At 64.7% G+C, this 18,951-nt stretch carries 19 protein-coding genes; 9 read left to right on the top strand and 10 right to left on the bottom strand.

Going from position 1 to position 18,951, the window contains the following annotated elements; translation table 11 throughout:
* The first annotated feature begins 80 nt into the window (after nt 1-80).
* Together JQ507_27570 and JQ507_27575 are read left to right on the top strand one after the other, a co-directional pair.
* Entirely contained in the window at nt 81-245 is a 165-nt protein-coding gene (locus JQ507_27570; GenBank protein QRI68637.1) for a DUF3309 family protein, read from the top strand.
* Nucleotides 246-469: 224 nt separating this feature from the next.
* Nucleotides 470-760: a hypothetical protein gene (locus JQ507_27575; protein ID QRI68638.1), complete on the top strand. Its 291-nt coding sequence runs from the start codon at nt 470-472 to the stop codon at nt 758-760.
* 123 nt (nt 761-883) lie between these two features.
* Here JQ507_27575 and JQ507_27580 read toward each other — a convergent pair whose 3' ends face one another.
* From JQ507_27580 to JQ507_27610, 7 genes are all read right to left on the bottom strand, one after another.
* The gene (locus JQ507_27580) at nt 884-1,429 is read right to left on the bottom strand and encodes a DUF4112 domain-containing protein (protein QRI68639.1); all 546 of its coding nucleotides are present in this window, start codon (nt 1,427-1,429) and stop codon (nt 884-886) included.
* 183 nt (nt 1,430-1,612) lie between these two features.
* A complete protein-coding gene (locus JQ507_27585; GenBank protein ID QRI68640.1) occupies nt 1,613-1,981 on the bottom strand; it encodes a cyclic nucleotide-binding domain-containing protein in 369 nt (122 codons plus the stop codon).
* A 24-nt stretch (nt 1,982-2,005) separates the two neighbouring features.
* The gene (locus JQ507_27590) at nt 2,006-3,628 is read right to left on the bottom strand and encodes an inorganic phosphate transporter (GenBank protein QRI68641.1); all 1,623 of its coding nucleotides are present in this window, start codon (nt 3,626-3,628) and stop codon (nt 2,006-2,008) included.
* Nucleotides 3,629-3,854: 226 nt separating this feature from the next.
* Nucleotides 3,855-6,560, bottom strand: a complete 2,706-nt coding sequence (locus JQ507_27595) for an autotransporter domain-containing protein (GenBank protein QRI68642.1) — start codon at nt 6,558-6,560, stop codon at nt 3,855-3,857.
* A gap of 296 nt (nt 6,561-6,856) precedes the next feature.
* Complete coding sequence (locus JQ507_27600; protein ID QRI68643.1) at nt 6,857-7,291, bottom strand: DUF5413 family protein; 435 nt, start codon at nt 7,289-7,291, stop codon at nt 6,857-6,859.
* A 193-nt stretch (nt 7,292-7,484) separates the two neighbouring features.
* On the bottom strand, nt 7,485-9,059 hold the full coding sequence (locus JQ507_27605; GenBank protein QRI68644.1) for a hypothetical protein: 1,575 nt from the start codon (nt 9,057-9,059) through the stop codon (nt 7,485-7,487).
* A gap of 35 nt (nt 9,060-9,094) precedes the next feature.
* Nucleotides 9,095-10,387, bottom strand: a complete 1,293-nt coding sequence (locus tag JQ507_27610) for an adenylosuccinate synthase (GenBank protein QRI68645.1) — start codon at nt 10,385-10,387, stop codon at nt 9,095-9,097.
* Between the two features lie 353 nt (nt 10,388-10,740).
* Here JQ507_27610 and ybaK point away from each other — a divergent pair, with 353 nt between their 5' ends.
* Complete coding sequence (gene ybaK / locus JQ507_27615; protein QRI68646.1) at nt 10,741-11,223, top strand: Cys-tRNA(Pro) deacylase; 483 nt, start codon at nt 10,741-10,743, stop codon at nt 11,221-11,223.
* Nucleotides 11,224-11,232: 9 nt separating this feature from the next.
* Here ybaK and JQ507_27620 read toward each other — a convergent pair whose 3' ends face one another.
* The 3 genes from JQ507_27620 to JQ507_27630 are packed head-to-tail and all read right to left on the bottom strand — an operon-like array spanning nt 11,233 to nt 13,470.
* Nucleotides 11,233-11,451, bottom strand: coding sequence for a hypothetical protein (locus tag JQ507_27620; GenBank protein ID QRI68647.1), 219 nt, complete (start codon nt 11,449-11,451; stop codon nt 11,233-11,235).
* 38 nt (nt 11,452-11,489) lie between these two features.
* The gene (locus tag JQ507_27625) at nt 11,490-12,845 is read right to left on the bottom strand and encodes a cytochrome P450 (protein QRI73540.1); all 1,356 of its coding nucleotides are present in this window, start codon (nt 12,843-12,845) and stop codon (nt 11,490-11,492) included.
* Nucleotides 12,793-13,470, bottom strand: coding sequence for a hypothetical protein (locus JQ507_27630; GenBank protein ID QRI68648.1), 678 nt, complete (start codon nt 13,468-13,470; stop codon nt 12,793-12,795). The genes JQ507_27625 and JQ507_27630 overlap by 53 nt, the downstream gene beginning before the upstream one ends.
* A gap of 81 nt (nt 13,471-13,551) precedes the next feature.
* On the opposite strand from JQ507_27630, the gene JQ507_27635 reads away from it, so the two are divergent.
* The 6 genes from JQ507_27635 to JQ507_27660 all read left to right on the top strand — a co-directional run bounded on the left by JQ507_27635 (nt 13,552) and on the right by JQ507_27660 (nt 18,928).
* Nucleotides 13,552-14,325: a LuxR family transcriptional regulator gene (locus JQ507_27635; GenBank protein QRI68649.1), complete on the top strand. Its 774-nt coding sequence runs from the start codon at nt 13,552-13,554 to the stop codon at nt 14,323-14,325.
* Between the two features lie 399 nt (nt 14,326-14,724).
* Nucleotides 14,725-15,111 carry a hypothetical protein gene (locus JQ507_27640; GenBank protein ID QRI68650.1) on the top strand — a complete coding sequence of 129 codons (387 nt, stop codon included), beginning with the start codon at nt 14,725-14,727 and terminating at the stop codon, nt 15,109-15,111.
* A gap of 272 nt (nt 15,112-15,383) precedes the next feature.
* Nucleotides 15,384-16,313 carry an EamA family transporter gene (locus tag JQ507_27645; GenBank protein ID QRI68651.1) on the top strand — a complete coding sequence of 310 codons (930 nt, stop codon included), beginning with the start codon at nt 15,384-15,386 and terminating at the stop codon, nt 16,311-16,313.
* Nucleotides 16,314-16,392: 79 nt separating this feature from the next.
* Nucleotides 16,393-17,202, top strand: a complete 810-nt coding sequence (locus JQ507_27650) for an MCE family protein (protein ID QRI68652.1) — start codon at nt 16,393-16,395, stop codon at nt 17,200-17,202.
* 107 nt (nt 17,203-17,309) lie between these two features.
* Entirely contained in the window at nt 17,310-18,464 is a 1,155-nt protein-coding gene (locus tag JQ507_27655; GenBank protein ID QRI73541.1) for an alpha-hydroxy-acid oxidizing protein, read from the top strand.
* A gap of 53 nt (nt 18,465-18,517) precedes the next feature.
* The gene (locus JQ507_27660) at nt 18,518-18,928 is read left to right on the top strand and encodes a hypothetical protein (GenBank protein QRI68653.1); all 411 of its coding nucleotides are present in this window, start codon (nt 18,518-18,520) and stop codon (nt 18,926-18,928) included.
* Nucleotides 18,929-18,951: the final 23 nt, after the last annotated feature.

An 18,951-nucleotide genomic window follows, 5' to 3' on the forward strand; every position in this document is an offset into this window, starting at 1 on the left:
CCCGGAATGTGCTTTGCTTGGAATCCGCGGGGCCGTCGGCGTCTCGCCGTGCGGCTGCCGCCTGTTCTGAGGAGGGCGCCATGTCGCTCGGATTGATCCTCATCATCCTCCTGCTGGTTATCCTGTTGGGCGGCTATAGCGGCCGGATCCGCGGCTATGGCTACGGTCTCGGCCACTCCGGAATGGGCCTTTTCGGGGTGATTTTGATCGTGGTCGTGATCCTGGCCTGGCTCGACAAGATCTGAGAGTCATAAGTCATTGAAATAAATAGACTTATTTGACCGGACCTCATGCCATGCGCGGATTCAGCATGTGCCCTGCCGGGGGCGCTTCTGGGGTCGCATTTTTGTCAAAGAGGCCTATATTAGGGATCGAAATGACATGTACGGCGCGCTGCCGATTGTAGGCCGTCGTCCCCAAAAATCCCTTTCGCCACGCCAACTGACAAGAGCACAAGAGGTCGTCGACCATGCGTCCCCTGCGTCCGTTCAACTACAATACGTCTGCCGAACTGTTTCCTGCCGCGATCCGCAAGAAGAAGCGGGCGGGCTTCGCGTACCGCCGTTTCGGCACCGCTGCCGAAGCCGTGCAGTTCGCGATGGAGCAGCTGCCGGCGGATTCGCTGAACGGAGCCTATCTTCAGGTCGAGGAAGCCCGTTTCGATCAGAACGGCATCCGCTCGCTCTATGAGAGCGAGGCATTCCCGCTGCCGCGCCGTCCGCGCCCCGCCGCCAGCCAGACCGACGCCGACGCCGCATAAGCTTTCTGCTCCTCCCTCAACGAAAAGCCCTCGGATTGTCCGGGGGCTTTTGTTTTTGGCGAAGAACTCTTCCTGCGCATGACCTGATCGGAAAACCGCCGCCCCCTTTTCCGGGTCATGCGCCTATCGCGGCTGCTTGTCGAGCCAGCGGCGCAGCATCCGCACGTTGCGGATGTTGGCGCGGAACATGACATCGAAGGCATCGCCCGCCACCGGCACCATGCCGACCACGCCATCGACGGCGACATTGGCGAGCATCCGCGCGGTGATGTGCCAGGGCGCGCCCAACAGCCGCGCCTCGCGCACCAGCCACAACGAGATCGCAGTCGTGATGAGATCGCCGACCACGGGGATCAGGCCGATCAGCCCGTCGATGCCGTAGCGGACATTGGTGCCCGGCAAGACGAAGGCGACGTCGAGCAGCTTTGCGATCATCTCGAGCCGCTCCAGCCGCTGCTCGCGGGTCAGATTGCCGAACGGATTGGCGCTCGAGTTGCGGAAGTCGAAGCGGAAGCCTTCCTGAAAACCTTGGAACGGGGGATGCAGCGGATCACCGCCGAGCTCGCGTCCGTCCTGATCGATCACCTTGCCGCGCGCCTGCGCGCCGCCGAAGGGCGGCCGCGATCGCGTGGCATAGGGCGTGAAGATGTCGTCCTCGGGCATGGCCATCACATGGTAACGCAAGCAGGCGGTTCAAGCTGCTTCACATTACCACTGTGTCACGTTCAAGGCCCGTTGCCTTCGCGGCCGCCTAAAGCACGATCCGGAAAAGTGCGAAGCGGTTTTCCGAAAAGATCATGCTCAAACAGGGGGCTAAAGCGCGATGACGATTCAACCCGGTCTCATCGCGCTTTAGAACACGCCCTTGTTCATGCTTCTGAGCCGCTGCGCCAGCGTCCGCATTACCTTCAACGCAAAATGCGGCGTCTGGCTGACGAGGAAGAGAAACTGCTTTTCCGAGACCGGGACGAGCTCGACATCCGTCAGCGCCGTGGCGGTCGCGCTCCTCGGCTCGTTGTCGATCAATGCCATCTCGCCGAAGATCGTGTCGGGCGCGAGGTCCGCGATGGTCTTGTTGCCGACCTGGATGCGCACATAGCCGCTCTTGATGACGAAGAGCTCATCAGCCTGTTCGCCTTCGCGAAAAATGACGCCGCCGGCCCGGACCAGGCGCGTTTCGATACTGTTGCCCGTCAGAAGGCTGAAGCTTGCATCTGCCACTCGAAATCCCTTTCTGCGGTACTGCTAAAACAAATGCGCGAAAACGAAGTAGAGAATGCCCGAGATCAGCATCGCCACCGGCAACGTCAGAACCCAGGCCATCGCGATGTTGCGGATCGTCGACCATTGCAGGCCTGACCCGTTCGCGGTCATGGTGCCCGCGATGCCGGACGACAGCACGTGCGTCGTCGACACCGGCAAGCCGTATCCGTCCGCCGCAGCGATGGTCGCGGCCGCCGTGATCTCGGCGCAAGCCCCTTGCGCGTAGGTCAGGTGGGTCTTGCCGATTTTTTCACCGACCGTCACGACGATCCGTTTCCAGCCGACCATGGTGCCGAGGCCGAGCGCGATGGCGACCGCGATCTTCACCCAGGACGGGATGAATTTGGTGGCGGCATCGAGCGAGCCCTTGTAGCGGTTGAGCGTCGCAACATCGGCATCGCTCAGCCCGTTGTCGCTGCTCTTCATGAGCAGGCGGAGCGCTTCCGACACCAGATACATGTCGTTGCGCGTGTTGCGGACGGTCTCGGCCGGGAATTTGGCCAGCGATCCGTACTGGGTGACCTGGTCGCTGATTTCGCGGACCAGGACGGCGAGTGACGGATAGGTGTCGTCGGTGAGTCGGCGAAACGCGATGTAGTTCGTCACCGCCGGGCGCGGGTCGCCGGTCACCTTGCGATCGGCGCCCCTGTCCTCGACGACCTTGCTCGCCGCGGCCGAATTCGCGGTGAACGCCTCGATCTGACCGGCAGGCATCGCGCGGTTGAGGGCGTAAGCGGTCGGGACCACGCCGATCAGGATCAGCATGATGAGGCCCATACCCTTTTGGCCGTCATTCGATCCGTGAAAGAAACTGACCAGGGTACAGGTCAGGATCAGGATGCCGCGAATCCACCACGGGGGCGGCTGGTCGCCTTGCGGCTCGCCGAACAGCGCCGGCGTTGCGCGCAGCAGCGCCGTCTTCAAACCGTAGAGCAGGATCGCAGCAAGCAGAAATCCGAACAGCGGCGACAGCAGCAGCGCCTTGCCGGTGTTGGCGGCCTGCGACCAGTCCACGCCGGACGTTCCTTCCCGTCCGTGCATCAGCGCGTTCGCAATGCCGACGCCCATGATCGACCCGATCAGGGTGTGCGAGCTTGAGGCCGGCAGTCCGAAATACCACGTGCCGACATTCCAGATGATCGCCGCGATCAGCAGCGCGAACACCATGGCGAACCCGGCGCTGCTGCCGACCTGCAGGATCAGTTCGACCGGCAGCAGGGAAACGATGCCGAAAGCAACCGCGCCGCTGGAGAGCAGGACGCCGATGAGGTTGAAGAAGCCTGACCAGACCACGGCAATATGGGCCGGCATCGAACGTGTGTAGATCACGGTTGCGACGGCGTTTGCGGTGTCGTGGAAGCCGTTGACGAACTCGAAACCGAGCGAGATCAACAGCGCGACGAACAGCAGCAGGAACGCGGCATAGGAGGTCTTGCCGGCGCCCGTGGCGCCGACATCCGCGTAGATGCTGTAGGCCACGAACAGCAGCGCGGCGCCGATCACGCCGAGATAGATGATGCCGGTGAGGGGATGAAAGCCCTTCTCGAGATCGGGACCGCCACGCCGCGCAGGCTCGATCGAACCAGGTAACGCCACATCACTCATGGATCGCCCCTCACGGCCACGGGAGGACAAAAGCGGCCATGTGACATTGGGACTACATTTACATGACAATCATGTGACGATTGCATGAAGAGTATTTTGCCCGGCTTGCGGCCCCGGACCTAATGCATTAATAAATTTAATATAATGGTCTGCTCGTTTGCATGCATTTGCCTGGCCTTGGCTTCTAACCCGACTGCAATATGCTCATTTCGCCCGAGTAGGCGCATCACCATACGTAGCGCACCACACCCTTGCCGGCGTAGCTTGCGGTGACGCCGGAGAACTCGCCCTCGAACGTCGCGGCCGCCGACCAGCCGTTTCGCCATTTCATTTCAACCGATGCCGTCGTCAACGCGGACTCGCTTGCTTGCGCCGCGCCGCTGACGACAAAGCTGGCGCCCGGCAGCGCCTGGAAGGTGGCAGCAGCCACGCGGCTTGGATTGTAGTCGTGCGCCCAAGCGAAGCGCGTGCGCAATGTCAGGATGCCGTCCTGCACCAGGAAAGACTTGTCGCTGCGCAGGCCGACTTCGCTGCGGATGTCGGTCACGCTCTGGGCGCCATATTGAAGCGCAAAGCTCGGCAGACCGGAGGTCGCCTGCTCGGCATAGGCCGGCAGATCGAAGGTCGTGAACTCGGCCGCGGCGTAAGGCGTCACGCCGACGCCGCCAGTCCACGGCGCGACGAAACGATAACCGCCCTCGATCCTGCCGGAATAGGCGTTGGCGCTGAACTCGGCGCGAAGCTGGTCGATGCCGGCGGCCGTCACCGTGCGGTTCGTAGTGATGTCCTGCCAGCCATAGGCGAGCGCGGCAGTGATGTAGGCCGGGCCATTGAAGTGGCGGATGTACGCACCAGCCTGGAACAGATCGGAGCGGCCACCGCCGAGCGTGTTGAGACTGAAGCTGGTGCCGCCGCCGGCCAGCGCGAAGCCCGCGAGCGTGTTCGGCGAGAACAGATAGTCGGCGCCGACGGCCGTGCCCGCAATGCGGCTCGTCGTGTCATTCGAGCCGACGGCGGCATTGCCGCTCGTCGATTGCGAGCCGCCAAACCCCGCCACCCAAACGTTCCAGCGCGGCACGAACGCCGCCGGCGGTGCCTTGGTGAACATCGCAAACGCATCACCGCCCCGACGTGCCGCATAGGCGCTCGTCTGATCGGCCTCCTCCGCGTAACCGGTCGCTGCCGACGATCCGCCAAGGCCGCTGCCCCTGCCCGCGAATGGATCGGCGAGCACGCCCATGAACTGGTGCATCGCATCGAATGTGGTCTGCTGCGAGCCCGTGGCGGTCTCGCCGGAGACCTGCGCCAGGCCGCCGGCAGTGAGGGAGCCGTAGAGCAGCGGAATGCCGCCGTTGTTGTTGAAGAAACTGGTCAACGCATTGCTGACCGCCTGCTGGTTGCCGCTGAAATTGCCAGGATTCGCAAAGTTCAGGACTAGGTTGAGATAGGCGTCGTTGGCGTCGTAGCTCAATACCGAGTGGAAATTCGCCGGCAGGTTGGTGTCGACAGACGAGCCGAATGTACCGGACACGCCACCTGTTGCGCTCAATATCGTGTATTGCTTGCTGATATACCGGCCAGGGACATAGACCGCGTTCACGATGGCGCCGCCGATCGTCGCCGTGCCGCTGACGGTGGCGGAGGATGCGGCCGACGGATTGACCTGCACCTGATAGATCGCACCCGGATCCAGCAGCAGATTGCCCGATACTGTCATCGACGTGCCTGGCGCGCCGTTGCCCGGCGCGAAGACGCCGCCGGAGCTGACGCGCGTCGTTCCGACCGTGCCTGCACCCATCAGCGTGCCGCCGCTCGCCACACTGAGATTGGCTGCCGCAGACAGGTCGCCGCTGACATTGAGCGTGCCTGCATTCACCGCCCATGAATTGGTCTGTCCGTAGGTGCCGGTGACCGTCCAGGTCGCACCAACCACGTCGAAGGCCGAAAAGCCCCGGTATTGCTTGGCGGCACCGATCGAGCTCAGGTCGAACACGGCGTTGCCGCCGATGCCGCCGAGCTGGATAGTGTCGTTGCCAGACCCGAACACCAGGCCTTGGATGGATGAGCCAGGTGCAAGCGTCAGCACGTTATTCGCACCGATAAAAACAATTGCGGCAGAACCACCGGAGATAGTGCCGGCATTGAAGATCGAGGCCCCACCACCTATGCGGATTGCTTGAAAAGTGGCTGCAATGGAGCCGGCATTAATGATGGTCTCCTCTTCGGCGCCGAAAATTCCGTAAACTGCACCACCGATGCTGCCGCCCGCGGCGTTGATCACGACCGAATGGCCATCGAGCGACAGGCCTGAAGTAATGGCGCCGCTGATGCTGCCTTGGTTGGCGATGATGAGACCCGGCCCGCCGTACATCCCGACGCCGGTGCCGGTGATTTGTCCGCCAGTGGTGTTCACCACAGACCCGCTTGCGGCATAGATGGCCGCATAGAAGTTCCCTGAAATCACCCCCGAATTGCTGATGTTGGCTGCGCCGCTGACGGAGATGGCGGTCGCGCCATTCGAGGTGTTGATGACACCACCCGCCTCGTTGGTCAGCGACAGATTGCCGACAGCTACGATGGCGTTGTTTGGTCCCGAGATTGTGGATCCGGATCCATTGATCACCGTTCCGTCGTGAATGGTAATGCCGATTGAACTGCCGGTGAGCGTGCTCCCGGCGCCAATGTTGATGGTGATACCACTCTCAGTGCCGGTCCCGTACCCAATCGTGCTTGGACCACTGGTGCCGGGCGCGCCGCCGCCCTGATTGGTTGTCGTGCCCGTGCACGACACCGTCACTCCGCTGGCGGACGCAGGCGTGCAGGCGGCATAAGCCGGCTCGTCCATCCACAACGCACACGCTGTCAGCAGTCCTGTAGCCAGTGTCAAGCGACGCAGAGCGCCGCCGCAATCCCGAATTCCAAACTTGCGCATTCCCAGCCTTCCCGTCGGGCAATCAGATTAGAAAGCACCAACGCCCCGGGTCGCAACTTAAAGGAGATTGCCGCGTTAGACGCAATGTGGACTGAAGCGACAGGATTGCCGAATTTGCAGATCATCCGCGATTGTGGCTGCGCAGCAACAACCGGCTCAGCCATTCCGGCGCACAGCCCACACTGAACTGGAGTCACCTGAGCTTGCGATCGCACAGGGATCGCGGCGCCCAATGTCACCAACTTGTCACAAACAACGAGCTGACGCCTTCCACGGGAAGCCTACGAATACATGTCCTAGTGCTGCGATACCGGCTGCGCCGGCGCATGCAGCTCTTCGGCGTATTTGTGCGCCAGCCAGGACGTGATCACGCCCGGGATGAAGCCGACCAGCCCGTAGAGGATGAACTGCACCGGCCCGCTTTCGGAGCCGTGCGAGGCGTAGGTCAGCGCCGCGCCGAGGAACGCCACGAGACCGACGATCAGCATCCGCACCGTCGGCGCGATCCGCCGCATATGCATCAGGATGTCGTCGATCGCGCCGAACATCAGCGACGGCACGATGCCGAACAGATAATTGTATTGCAGCGACTTCACGAACACGACGAGCAGCTTCGCCACTTCGCCGCCATTGGTCTCGGTCCAGTAGCCGGACTGATAGGTGGTCATCAGCAGCAGCAGGAAGCCGCCGATGAACGGCCCGATGGCTGCGAAGATCAGATAGCGTTTCATGGCGTGCCCTTGCCCGACGTCGGCCAAGTGTAACGCAGTCGCACGATGGTTCTAGAGAAAATCGAAAGCGCCCGGAATGTTCCGGGCGCTGCGCGGTGAATGCGGTGCAACAGCCAGAGGTTGCTGCGATACGGAATCGCCCGGACACAGCCGGGCGATGACATCTCACCCACCGAGGTGAGTGCGGAGGCCGCTACTCACCCCACGCCGCGAACGCGTCGTTGAATGCACGCTCGCCGGGGGCACCCTTCTCGATCGCGATGATGGCGCGGCGCTGGTTGGTGTAGACCAGCGGCACGTCGAACCAGGAGCGCTCCTTGAGGAGCTGCAGGTTGCGCGAGCGGTCGGCATCGACGTTGGAGAGGCCGACCAGGAAGAAGCCGTCGGTGACCTTGACCGCGAGGCCGGCCAGCGGCGTGCCGCGCGCCTGCTCGTTGGACTTCATCAGGATGCCCGGCACGTTGCCGACGCCGCCATTGGCGAAGTCCTGCGGCAGGATGAAGGTCAATTCCGCGGTGTGGCTCGCCGGCAGCGATGAATCGGTGTTGCGGCGGAACGACATCGTCATCTTGAACTTGCGATCGGGGATGTCGATGTCGGCGCGCACGGCGATGTCGGGCTTCTGGTTGCCCGATCCCTTGACCTGCTCGGTGCGCCAGACCACCGAACCGACATATTGCTTGCCCTTCGGATCCGACGGGTCCTCGTCATAGAGCACGACGCGCTGCGCCACCGGAGCGACCGGCTCGCCCGACGACGACGGCTGGCCGACCCGATCGGTGATCTTCTTGCTCGACGGCGTCGCCGCGGCGTCCTTCGGCGCCTCGACCGGCGCAGAGGAATTGAACAGGGTGCTGACATAGGTCAGGGCCGGCTTGCCCCAGAGAATGCCGGCGCCGACCAGGATCAGCAGGATGCCGATCACGATCGCGGTCTTGAACGGGAAAATCGAACCGACGCGCGGCCGCTTCGGCTCGCGCTCGGCATTGCTGACCCGCGACCGTGGCGGCGGCGCCTGTGGCGGTTGCTGCGGGGTGTAGCGCTCCGCCTCCTCGATCGACTCGTCGTAGGAGTACGGCGCCTCGGGATCGCCGCCGCGGTTCTCCAGGCTCGGCTCGAGCCGGTCGAATTCCGGCGAGGGCGACGGCACGTTGGCGTAGGTCTTGCGCGCGTTGCGGCTGGCCTGCGCCGCGGCACGACCGAGATCGTCGGCGTCTGCGGTGATGTCGCGGAAGCCGCGCACGCCGGGCGCGGCCGGCGGCACCGGCGGCGGCGCGGCTTCGCCGGCGCGGCGCGGCGAAGGCGGCCGTGCCTGGGTATCGAGGCCGGGCGGGTTTTGCGGATTCTGCGGCCGAGGCGGGGCCGGCGGCGGCACATCGGGGCGCAAATTGCGCGGCGGACGCGGTTCGGCCGGCGGTCGCGGGCGCGCGGCAGTGTCGGCAGCATTCGCCTCCGGCGGCCGTGCATTGGCCTCCGGCGGCTTCGGATTGGCACGGCGCAACGGGTCGGTGCTGCTGCGGGCGGCGCCGCCGGGCCGTGAGGCTTCACGGGCGCGTTGCGCGGCCTCGGACTCGACCTTGCGCACCGCCTCTTCCAGCGACAGCCGTTCGCGGGTGATCTCGGACTCCGAGAGCGGCGGCTGCACGCCGCGAAGTTGCTGGATCAACGCCGTCCGCGCCCGCGCATACAGCGCGCGGCGGGCTTCGCCGGGAGCGTTGGGGTCCAGTCCGGCGATGGCACGGGCGATCAGCGGGTAGTAGTCAGCCATTTCCACACAATTGGTGGGATATAGGTAATATCCCGTTAAGCCTCGAACGGATTCTGTACCAGAATAGTATCTTCACGTTCCGGACTGGTGGACAGCAGGGCGATCGGACACCCCACCAGCTCCTCGACCCGCCGAACATACTTGATGGCCTGGGCCGGCAGGTCCGCCCAGGACCGCGCATTGGCCGTCGGCTGCTTCCAGCCCTCGATGATCTCGTAGATCGGCTCCACGCGGGCCTGCGCGCCCTCGCCCGCCGGCAGATGGTCGATTTCCTTGCCGTCGAGCTTGTAGCCGATGCAGACCCTGATGCTGTCGAACCCGTCGAGAATATCGAGCTTGGTCAGCGCCAGCCCGGCAATTCCGCAGGTCCGGACCGTCTGCCGCACCAGCATCGCGTCGAACCAGCCGACCCGGCGCTTGCGCCCGGTGTTGACGCCGAACTCCTTGCCGCGGCGGCCGATTTCCTCGCCGATCTCGTCGTTCAGCTCGGTCGGGAACGGACCTTGGCCGACCCGGGTGGTGTAGGCCTTGCAGATGCCGAGCACATAGCCGACGGCGCCAGGGCCCATGCCGGTGCCGGTCGCGGCCTGCGCCGCCACCGTGTTGGACGACGTCACATAGGGATAGGTGCCGTGGTCGACGTCGAGCAGCGCGCCCTGCGCGCCCTCGAACAGGATGCGCTTGCCCTCGCGGCGCTTGAGATCGAGCAGCCGCCACACCGTCTCGGCATAGGGCAACAGCTTCGGCGCCAGCGCCGACAGCTCGGCCAGGATGCTCTGGCCCTCGATCTCCGGCAGATTGTTGCCGCGGCGCAGCGCGTTGTGATGCGCCAGCAGGCGGTCGATCTTGTGCGGCAGCGTGTCGAGGTCGGCGAGGTCCATCAGGCGGATGGCGCGGCGGCCCACCTTGTCCTCATAGGCCGGGCCGATGCCGCGGCGGGTGGTGCCGATCGAAGTGATGGCGTTGGAGGATTCGCGCAAGGAATCCAGCTCGCGATGCAGCGGCAGGATCAGCGTGACGTTCTCGGCGATGCGCAGATTGTCAGGCCCGACCGCAACGCCCTGCCCCTTCAGCTTGGCGACCTCGTCGAGGAAGGCCTGCGGATCGAACACCACGCCATTGCCGATCACCGCCAGCTTGTTCGGGCGCAGCACGCCCGACGGCAGCAGCGCCAACTTGTAGGTCTCGCCGTTGATCACCAGCGTATGGCCGGCATTGTGGCCGCCCTGGAAGCGCACGACGATGTCGGCTTGTTCCGACAGCCAGTCGACGATCTTGCCCTTCCCCTCGTCGCCCCATTGGGCGCCGACGACGACAACATTGGCCATTGCGAAGATGTTCCCTTCAGGTGTTTCAGACCATGACCATGATCGCGGCGAAAACGCGTCCGCCACAGCGATCATGCGTTGATATGCCCAGCCCAAACCGCGGCGCCCGGCCGCGCGCACGCAAGGCGCCTACCGGATAACGGAAGCGGGTCGGCTGCGCAAGCAAGAAGGGGGCCGTTTGCGCCTTTTGGACAAGCTACAACCCTTTGATATCCCCTGAAAATTCCATACGGCGCCGCGCCGCGCCACCCTGGCGGGAATTTAATGTTGGCGCGGCCCGGGGCAGCCCGTCCGGGCGATTGATCGGCGAGCCCATTGCGGCGATCATTCCGCCGTAACAACCGGCCGGATCCATGCCCAATTCGACCCAGGCGACGATGGCGCTGCGCAAGCTAGGCATTGCCTTCAAGCTGCACACCTATGTCTACGATTCCAACGCCGAGAGCATCGGGCTGCAGGCGGCCGAGGCGCTCGGCGTCGACCCGAACCGCATGCTCAAGACGCTGATGGCGGAGGTCGACGGCAAGCCGGTCTGCGCCGTGGTGCCGTCCGACTGCGAGGTCAGCATGAAGAAGCTTGCCGCGGCGCTGGGCGGCAAGTCGGCCAGGATGATGCGCCCGGCCGATGCCGAGCGGCTGACCGGCTACCATGTCGGCGGCATCAGCCCGTTCGGCCAGAAAAAGAAGGTACCGACCGCGATCGACGAGACCGCGCTCAGCCATGTCACGGTGTTCGTCAATGGCGGCCAGCGCGGCCTGCAGATCGAGATCGATCCGAACGACGCCGCGCTCGCCGCCGGCGCCTCGATGAAGGCGCTGGTGGCGACGCAGGATTGATCGTGGCGATCAGTGCGAGGATTTGTCCCGGACAAACTCCGCGCCAACGTAATCGGACAGGCCGCTCAATTCCTCTGCCGAAATATCGTTGACGTTGAGCCTGAGCTGCATGATCGCCAGGTCGAGCAGATGTGCGGCAAAGGTTGCGCCGGCCGCCGTCACGATGCTGCGCTGTTCGACCAACACCGCGATGACGTCGCGCAAGCTCCGCAATTGCACTTGATCCATGGCCCTTTGCCCGATGCTGGCCGTCGTGATGTGTGTTGTCATGGGGAAACCGGTTGCAGTGTGCTGATGGACGCCGCGCCGACGGGTGGAATGTACGGCAGCCGCGCGGCCTCCCCGCCGAGCTGCGGGATGCGCGAGCGGACCTCACGGACTTCGATGTCGATGGTCATTGGGGGCGGCACCAGCGTCACCGAGGCTTTCGGCCACGGCGCCGGATTCGGACTGACGGCGGTAAAGCGATAGGCCGCGGCGATCTCGAGCGCGAGCAATTGCAGTTCGAGCATCGCAACGCCCATGCCGGCGCAGGCGCGCGGTCCGGCCCCGAACGGGATGTAGGCGTCGGTGTTGTAGCGCCGCGTCATCAGGAAGCGGTCGGGCTGCTCGAAATGCCTGGGATCGCGCTGCAATTGCCAGGGGCAGAGCAACAGCGAGGTGCCGACCTTGAGGTCGCGCCCGCCGATCGTCACCGGCTGCATCACCTCGCGGGAGAACCACCAGGCGCTGGGATAGAGCCGGCAGACCTCCTTGACCAGGGTCGCGCTGACGTCGGCACGCCTGACCGCATCGACGCGCAATTCGCCGTCGTCACCGATGCAATCGGCGGCCTCGTCCGCGATCTCGTCCATCAGCGCGGGATCGGCCGCCATGTGATAGAGCACCCAGGCGGCGGTCGATCCGGTGGTGTGGTGGCCGGCCAGCAGCAGCGTGAGGATTTCGTCGTGCAGGTCGCGATCGCTGAGGCCGAGCGCCTCGAGATCGCGCAGCGCGCTGGTCGAGCCGGCGCTGCTGCGCAGCCGCTGCACCACGGTCGACATCGCAAGCTTGGCGCAGATCCGGTTCTGCCGCCTGCGATACCAAGACACCGGTCCAAGCGGCAGCACACGGAACATCTCGTCGGCGAGATCATCCTCGATGGTGCCGACCGCCTGCACCAGGGCCTCCTCGTCGCCGGACGAGATGACCTGGGCGCCGAACACGGCGATGCAGATCGTGCGCAGCGCCAGCGTCGCCGTGAAGCGATGCGGATCGAACGCGCCGAGCCGCGCCAGCCGCGCGCCGACCGCGCGGATCTCGGCGCACATCTGCGGCAGGTATTTTTCGACGCTGCCCTTTGCCATGTGCTTGTGCAGCACCGCACGCCGCCGCTTGTGCTCGTCGCCATGCAGCATCAGCGAGCTCTGGCCCAGCACCGGCGAAAGCTTCTTGATCAGCCGGCCCTTGCCGATTTCGGTTTCCGGCGCCTTCAGGATCGGGCGGATCAGATCGGGATCATTCACCAGTAACACCGGCGCAGGCCCGAGATGGAGCGGCACCAGCCCGAGCGGCGCGGCGTTGCCGCGCTCAAGCAGGAATTTGAGCGGGTCGCTCCGAAACGCTCGAACGTCCGAGAACATGTGTGGCATCGTGGATCTCCAATTGCCGTCCAAGGTCGAGGAATTTGGTGAGGCCGGGATTGCCGGCGATATCGAGCGGGATCTCGCCGGCGAGCGCCGTCAGCGGTCGGCCATAGCGGTCGTTGCCGATCACCTGCGGCGGACCGTAGCGCTGGGTGCGGATGCCCATCCGCATCAGGAAGCGCTCATAGGTGAGGTCGGCCATCGCCACCAGCGCCGCTGCGCCGCGCAACTCGGCGAAGCGAAACATCAGCGCATAGTTGGCGCGCGCTGCGGATGCGGTGGCCGCACCCGGCAGCACACCGAAGCGGCTGATTTCCCAGGCGTCGCGGCGACTCGGAAAGCGGCGCTGTGCCAACTGCGGGAAGACCGACTTGGTGAGATAGGGGTAGTCGGTGCGGATGGCGCGGAAGCCGCCGATCAGTTCCGAGCCGAGAAACAGCAGGCAATGTTCGGTATACCAGACGTCGAACTGGTCGCGCTCGACGTCGCCGGTCGTGGTCAGAAGCCAGCCGCAATGATCGACGAACAGCTGCTTGCGCAGCCTGAGCATCGCCTGAACATGTGCCGGATAGCGCTCCTCGGTCGTGACGAGCGCATGGTATTCCCCCCAAAGGTGCGACATTCCCTCCGCCTCCAGATATCGCCGGCATCTGGGACAAAAAGGCTTAATTGTGGTACCCCCGGAAACCGGGGGTTTTACTCAATGGTCCTGGCAGAAGCGATTTCGAGCATCGAGGCGTCGGGCACGATCGACGAGCTTCGGCTGTCGCTGCACAAGGTCATCCAGGACTACGGCTTCGCCAGCTTCGCCTTCATCGATGCCGGCCGGCCCGAGCTCGACCTGCCCTACCACACCGGCACCTACAACCCGGCCTGGGAGCGCGCCTACATCCAGAACGACTTCGTCCATTGCGATCCGGCGTTGACGCGAGTCCGGCGAACCAACACGCCGTTTCACTGGGGCGAGCTGAAGCTGCCGGAGCGGCAAGGCCGCAAGCGTCCACCGGAGCTGAGGATGATGGAGGCCGCGCGCGATCAGGGATTTCGCCAGGGCTTCGTCGTGCCCTTCCACTATCGCGACCGGCTCGGCGCCGTGCATTCGAGTTCGACGGTGTTCTTCTGGGAAGACCAGCCGCGCGACTTCGACAAGCTGTTCATCTGCCACCGGCATGAACTGCATCTGTTGATGATCTACTGGGTGCAGCGGGCGATGGACATCGTCAACCGCGACCAGCGCAATGCGCCGTCCATCCTGAAGCCGGCCGACGCCGCCGAAACCATCAAGCTCACGGGGCGGGAAAAAGAAGTGATCGCCTGGGCGGCGCGCGGCAAGACCGTGGCCGACACCGCGCAGATCCTCGGTATTTCGCCGGAGACGGTGGAAGGCTTCATCAAGCAGGCGCTGCGCAAGCTCGAGGCATCGAACAAGACGCACGGGGTGGCGAAGAGCATCGCGCTCGGGATCATCGACTTGTGAGCGGCGCCGCGCAGCGATCGCGGCGGACTCGGGATTGCTGGCGCGCGTCAGGCGGAAACACCGCGACATGTGGCGAGGTCACACATCCGGGTTGGATTCATCACACCCGTCGCTCGCAAGTTGCATTCGTCTGCAGTCTTGATAATAAGGTCAGGGACCGGGTGATGCGAATGCGAGCGTCGCGGACCATGGGTGCGCATCGCACTGTCCACCCGGCGCGACGGCCCGGTTGTCGTGGAGGCGCGGATATTCCCGCATGTCGGACGGTGCGGCCGGACCAATCGTCGATCCGGATCATCCGTAGAAGTCCCGTCGCGACGAACCGCAGTTCCATTTGCTACCAATCTTGGTCGGGGACATGCCGCCAACCGACGTAGCTGGAGATCGCCGAAGCGCACCATGAGCACATCGCAGGACGACCAGATCGATCAACTGGTGCAGGCGCGCTGGCGCGCAATCGGATTGTCGCAGGCAGATCTCGCCGAGATCCTGTGCTCGGGGGCCTCCCTGCAGAAGAACGGCGTGGACGGCGCCGTGAAGGTGGATAGCGGCCGCTTGGCGACCGTTGCAGAGATGCTCGGAATCGCCGCCGACATGCTCAATCGGCGGCCGGCCGCGACGGCGCAGCCACAAGGCGGCCAGGCGGCAGAATCGCTGCAGTCCCTGCTCGAGCTGCGCATGCTGCGGGTGTTCCGCGACGTGCGGGACCCCGACACCAGGCGAATCCTGATCGAGCTCGCCGAGCAGATCGTCAAGCGCCAGGCCATGCCGCCGGAAACCGGCTAAAGCGCGATGAGATCAGGTTGAATCGTCATCGCGCTTTAGATTCTTGTTTAAGCATGATCTTTTCGGAAAACCGCTTCGCACTTTTCCGGATCATGCTTTAGCAGGACGCCGTCGCGGCGCTCCGTAAGGGGCCTTCGCGCATGGTCGCGATGCGTCCATCCCCATTGATGGAACGGCGGAATCCGTGTCTGTGACATGGGCCGGGGAAATCCATACCGGCCCGGCGACGCCTGCCGGGCAGGCCGCGGCGTCGTGAACCCGGGCCTCATCGCATGTCTGCCTCCGATTCCACCGCAACGCCTGCGTCCGGCTCCTGGATCGCCAATCAGCCCTACCTGCTGCTCTGCATCACCGCGATGTGCTGGGCCGGCAATGCGATCGTCGGCCGGCTCGCCGCCGGCCATATTCCGCCGGTGACGCTGTCGTTCCTGCGCTGGTCGGCGGCGTTCCTGATCATCCTGCCGTTCGCCTGGAAGCACCTTGCCCGCGACTGGCCCGTGATCCGCAACAATCTCGGCATCATGATGCTGCTGTCGCTCACCGGCATCAGCGCCTTCAACACGCTGCAATACTGGGCGCTCGAGCACACCCAGGCGCTCAACACGCTGCTGCTGCAATCGGCGGCGCCGCTGGTGGTCGCGCTGTGGTCGCTGATCCTGCTCGGCACGCGGCTGACGCTGGCGCAGCTCTGCGGCGTGCTGCTGTCGCTTGCCGGCGTGCTGGTGATCCTGCTGCACGGCGATCTCACGACGCTGTCGAAGATCGAGTTCAACAAGGGCGATCTGATCTTCATCGTCGCACTGGTGATCTTCGCGCTGTATTCGGTGCTGACGCTGAAACGGCCCAAGATCCACGGGCTGTCGGTGGCGGCCTTCACCTTCGGCTGCGGCGCGGCGTTGCTGATCCCGTTCTTCATCTGGGAGCTTGGCGCGCGGCCGGTGATGCAGCTCACGACCAACAACCTGCTGTCGCTGTTCTATGTCGCGGTGTTCCCCTCGACGCTGGCCTATCTGTGCTTCAACCGCGGTGTGCAGCTGATCGGCGCCAACCGCGCTGCGCCGTTCTTCCACATGGTTCCGGTGTTCGGCACCATCATGTCGATCGTGTTCATCGGCGAGCATCCGCAGGCCTTCCATTTCATCGGCTTCGCGCTGGTGCTGGCCGGCGTCTTCGCGGCGTCGCGGAAGCAGTCGGCGGCCTGATCGCTCCCCAGGGCGCGGTGACTATCGGCGGCAAATCCGCTATCTCTTGAGCTCTGCTTCGCGGACAGGTCCCAAACGCATGGCGCGCGCCAGCAATCTCGTGATCGGCACCCTGACGCTGGCCCTCGTCGCCGGCTCGCTCGGCGGCTGGCTCGGCTATCAGCGCTATGCCGGCATCAAGCGGATGGTGCCGTTCCGCGTCGTGTTCGAGGGCTCGGCGTCCGGCCTGCGTCGCGGCGGCAGCGTCAACTTCGCAGGCGTGCGGATCGGCGAGGTGGTCTCGATCAGGCTCGACCGCCACCGCGTGGTGGCGATGACGCGGATCGAGGGCAACGCCCCGATCAGGAAGGACACCCAGGTCGGCCTCGAATTCCAGGGCCTCACCGGGATCGCCGCGATCTCCTTCACCGGCGGCACCGACGATGCGCCGCCGCCGCCGCTCGGTGCCGACGGCATTCCCGAGCTGACCGCCGATCCCGAAGGCACGATGGGAATCCAGGAGAAGCTGCGCGTCGCGCTGCGCAATGTCGACCGCGTCATCACCGAGAACGAGGCCGGCATCAAGGACTCGCTGCTCGGGCTCGAGAACTTCACCAACTCGCTGTCGGGCAATGGCGAGCTGATCGCCGGCTTCATCGACGCCGCCGACGACGGCATCAGCACGGTCGACGCCAAGCTGGCCTCGGCCGACAAGTTCCTGAAGAGCTTCGGCAGCGACAAATATGGCGGCGAGCTGCTGCCGACCGTGATCTCGCTGCGCGAGCTGATCCAGAGCTTCGACAAGAAGTCCGGCGCGATGATCGCCGAGACGCGCAAGACGCTCAGCGACGTCAGCCAGTCCGTCAACGCGTTCAACGAGAAAATTGCCGGGCGCGGCGGCAGGCGCTAACGTCAGGCGCCGACCAAGAACCAAGAACAACGGAAACGACCGACGTGCACGACCGGACCGCAGCGCCCTCCCCGCCTCCCGCAACCGTCAACCGCGCCGCGAGCGCCGTGCCCCGGCATTTGCGGCGCTACCTCACGCTCGACGATTTCGAGCCGCGGGCGCGGCAGCTGCTGCCGAAATTCCTCTACGGCTACATCTCCGGCGGCGCCGAGACCGACGCGGCGCGATCAGACAATCGCCGGGCATTCGACGAATACGGCTTCGTGCCGCGGGTGCTGAAGGACGTCTCCGGCCGCGACCAGACCACGACGCTGTTCGGCAAGACCTACGCCTCGCCGTTCGGGATTCCGCCGATGGGCTCGTCCGCGCTGTGCGCCTATCGTGGCGACATCGTGCTGGCGCGCGCCGCGGCCGCCGCCAACGTCCCGATGATCCTCTCGGCCTCCTCGCTGATTACGCTGGAGGACGTCCGCGCCGCCAATCAACAGGCCTGGTACCAGGCCTATCTCGCTGGCCTCCCCGAGCGGATCGAGCCGCTGGTCGATCGCGTCGCGGCCGCCGGCTACGACACCTTCGTCGTCACCGCCGACGTGCCGGTGCCGCCCAATCGCGAGAACAACATCCGCAACGGCTTCCAGGTGCCGCTCGAGATCACGCCGCGGGTGTTCTGGGACACCATCACCCATCCGGACTGGCTGCTGAACACCTGGGCGCGCACCGTGTTCAATCACGGCATGCCGCATTTCGAGAACATGGACGCCAAGCAGGGCCCGCCGGTGCTGTCCAGGAATCTGATGCGCAACATCGGCAGCCGCGACCAGCTCGCCTGGAAGCATGTCGAGCTGATCCGCAAGCGCTGGCCCGGCAAGCTCGTGGTCAAGGGGCTGATCGCGCCGGAAGACGCCCGGCTGGCGCGCGAGCACGGCTGCGACGGCGTGATGGTCTCCAACCATGGCGGCCGCCAGCTCGACTACACCGTCTCCGCACTGCGCACGCTGCCGGAGATCGCCGCGGAGAAGGGCAACATGACGGTGATGATGGACGGCGGCATCCGCCGCGGCACCGACGTCATCAAGGCGCTGGCGCTCGGCGCGGATTTCGTCTGGATCGGCCGTCCGTTCCTCTACGGCGCCGTGGTCGCGGGCGAAGCCGGCGTAGCGCGCGCGATCTCGCTGCTGCACGCCGAGATCGACCGCGACCTCGCGCTGCTCGGCATCCGCAGCCTGAAGGAAATCACCCCGGACCTGGTTCGGAAATATTGAAGCGGTGACCGCACCGCCCGGATTCTTGTGGCCTAGTGGAAGGTCGGCACGCCATGCGCTTCTGGAGAACCCTGATACCGGACGAGCCGTTCATTTCCGACTATGACGACATGCTGTTGCCCGTACCGAAGTCCATACCGCCCGCCGTCAGTGGCTGGTGCTTCGTCGCAATGGTGTGCAATTGCGTGGTTGTCGCCATCGCGACAGCGATATACCGCAATATCGCCCCGCTGCTGGTCGGGGCCATCTTCACGATGTTTCCGCTCTGGATGCTGTTGTTCTGGCGTAATCTCGCATCGACCATGGACACGGTAAAGCGACGGACCGTCGAACGGCCGCCATTTCCGCTTCCGCTGCAGATCAATGTGAGCGTTCAGTGGGCGGCGATTTCGCTTTGCGCTGCCGCTCCGATGATGACCTCGCTCTTGCTGATCATATTGTGGTTCACGCAGATGAAGCGTTGAACCCGGCCGTGATGCTCCGGAAA

Source organism: Bradyrhizobium sp. PSBB068 (assembly GCA_016839165.1).
GTDB lineage: Bacteria > Pseudomonadota > Alphaproteobacteria > Rhizobiales > Xanthobacteraceae > Bradyrhizobium.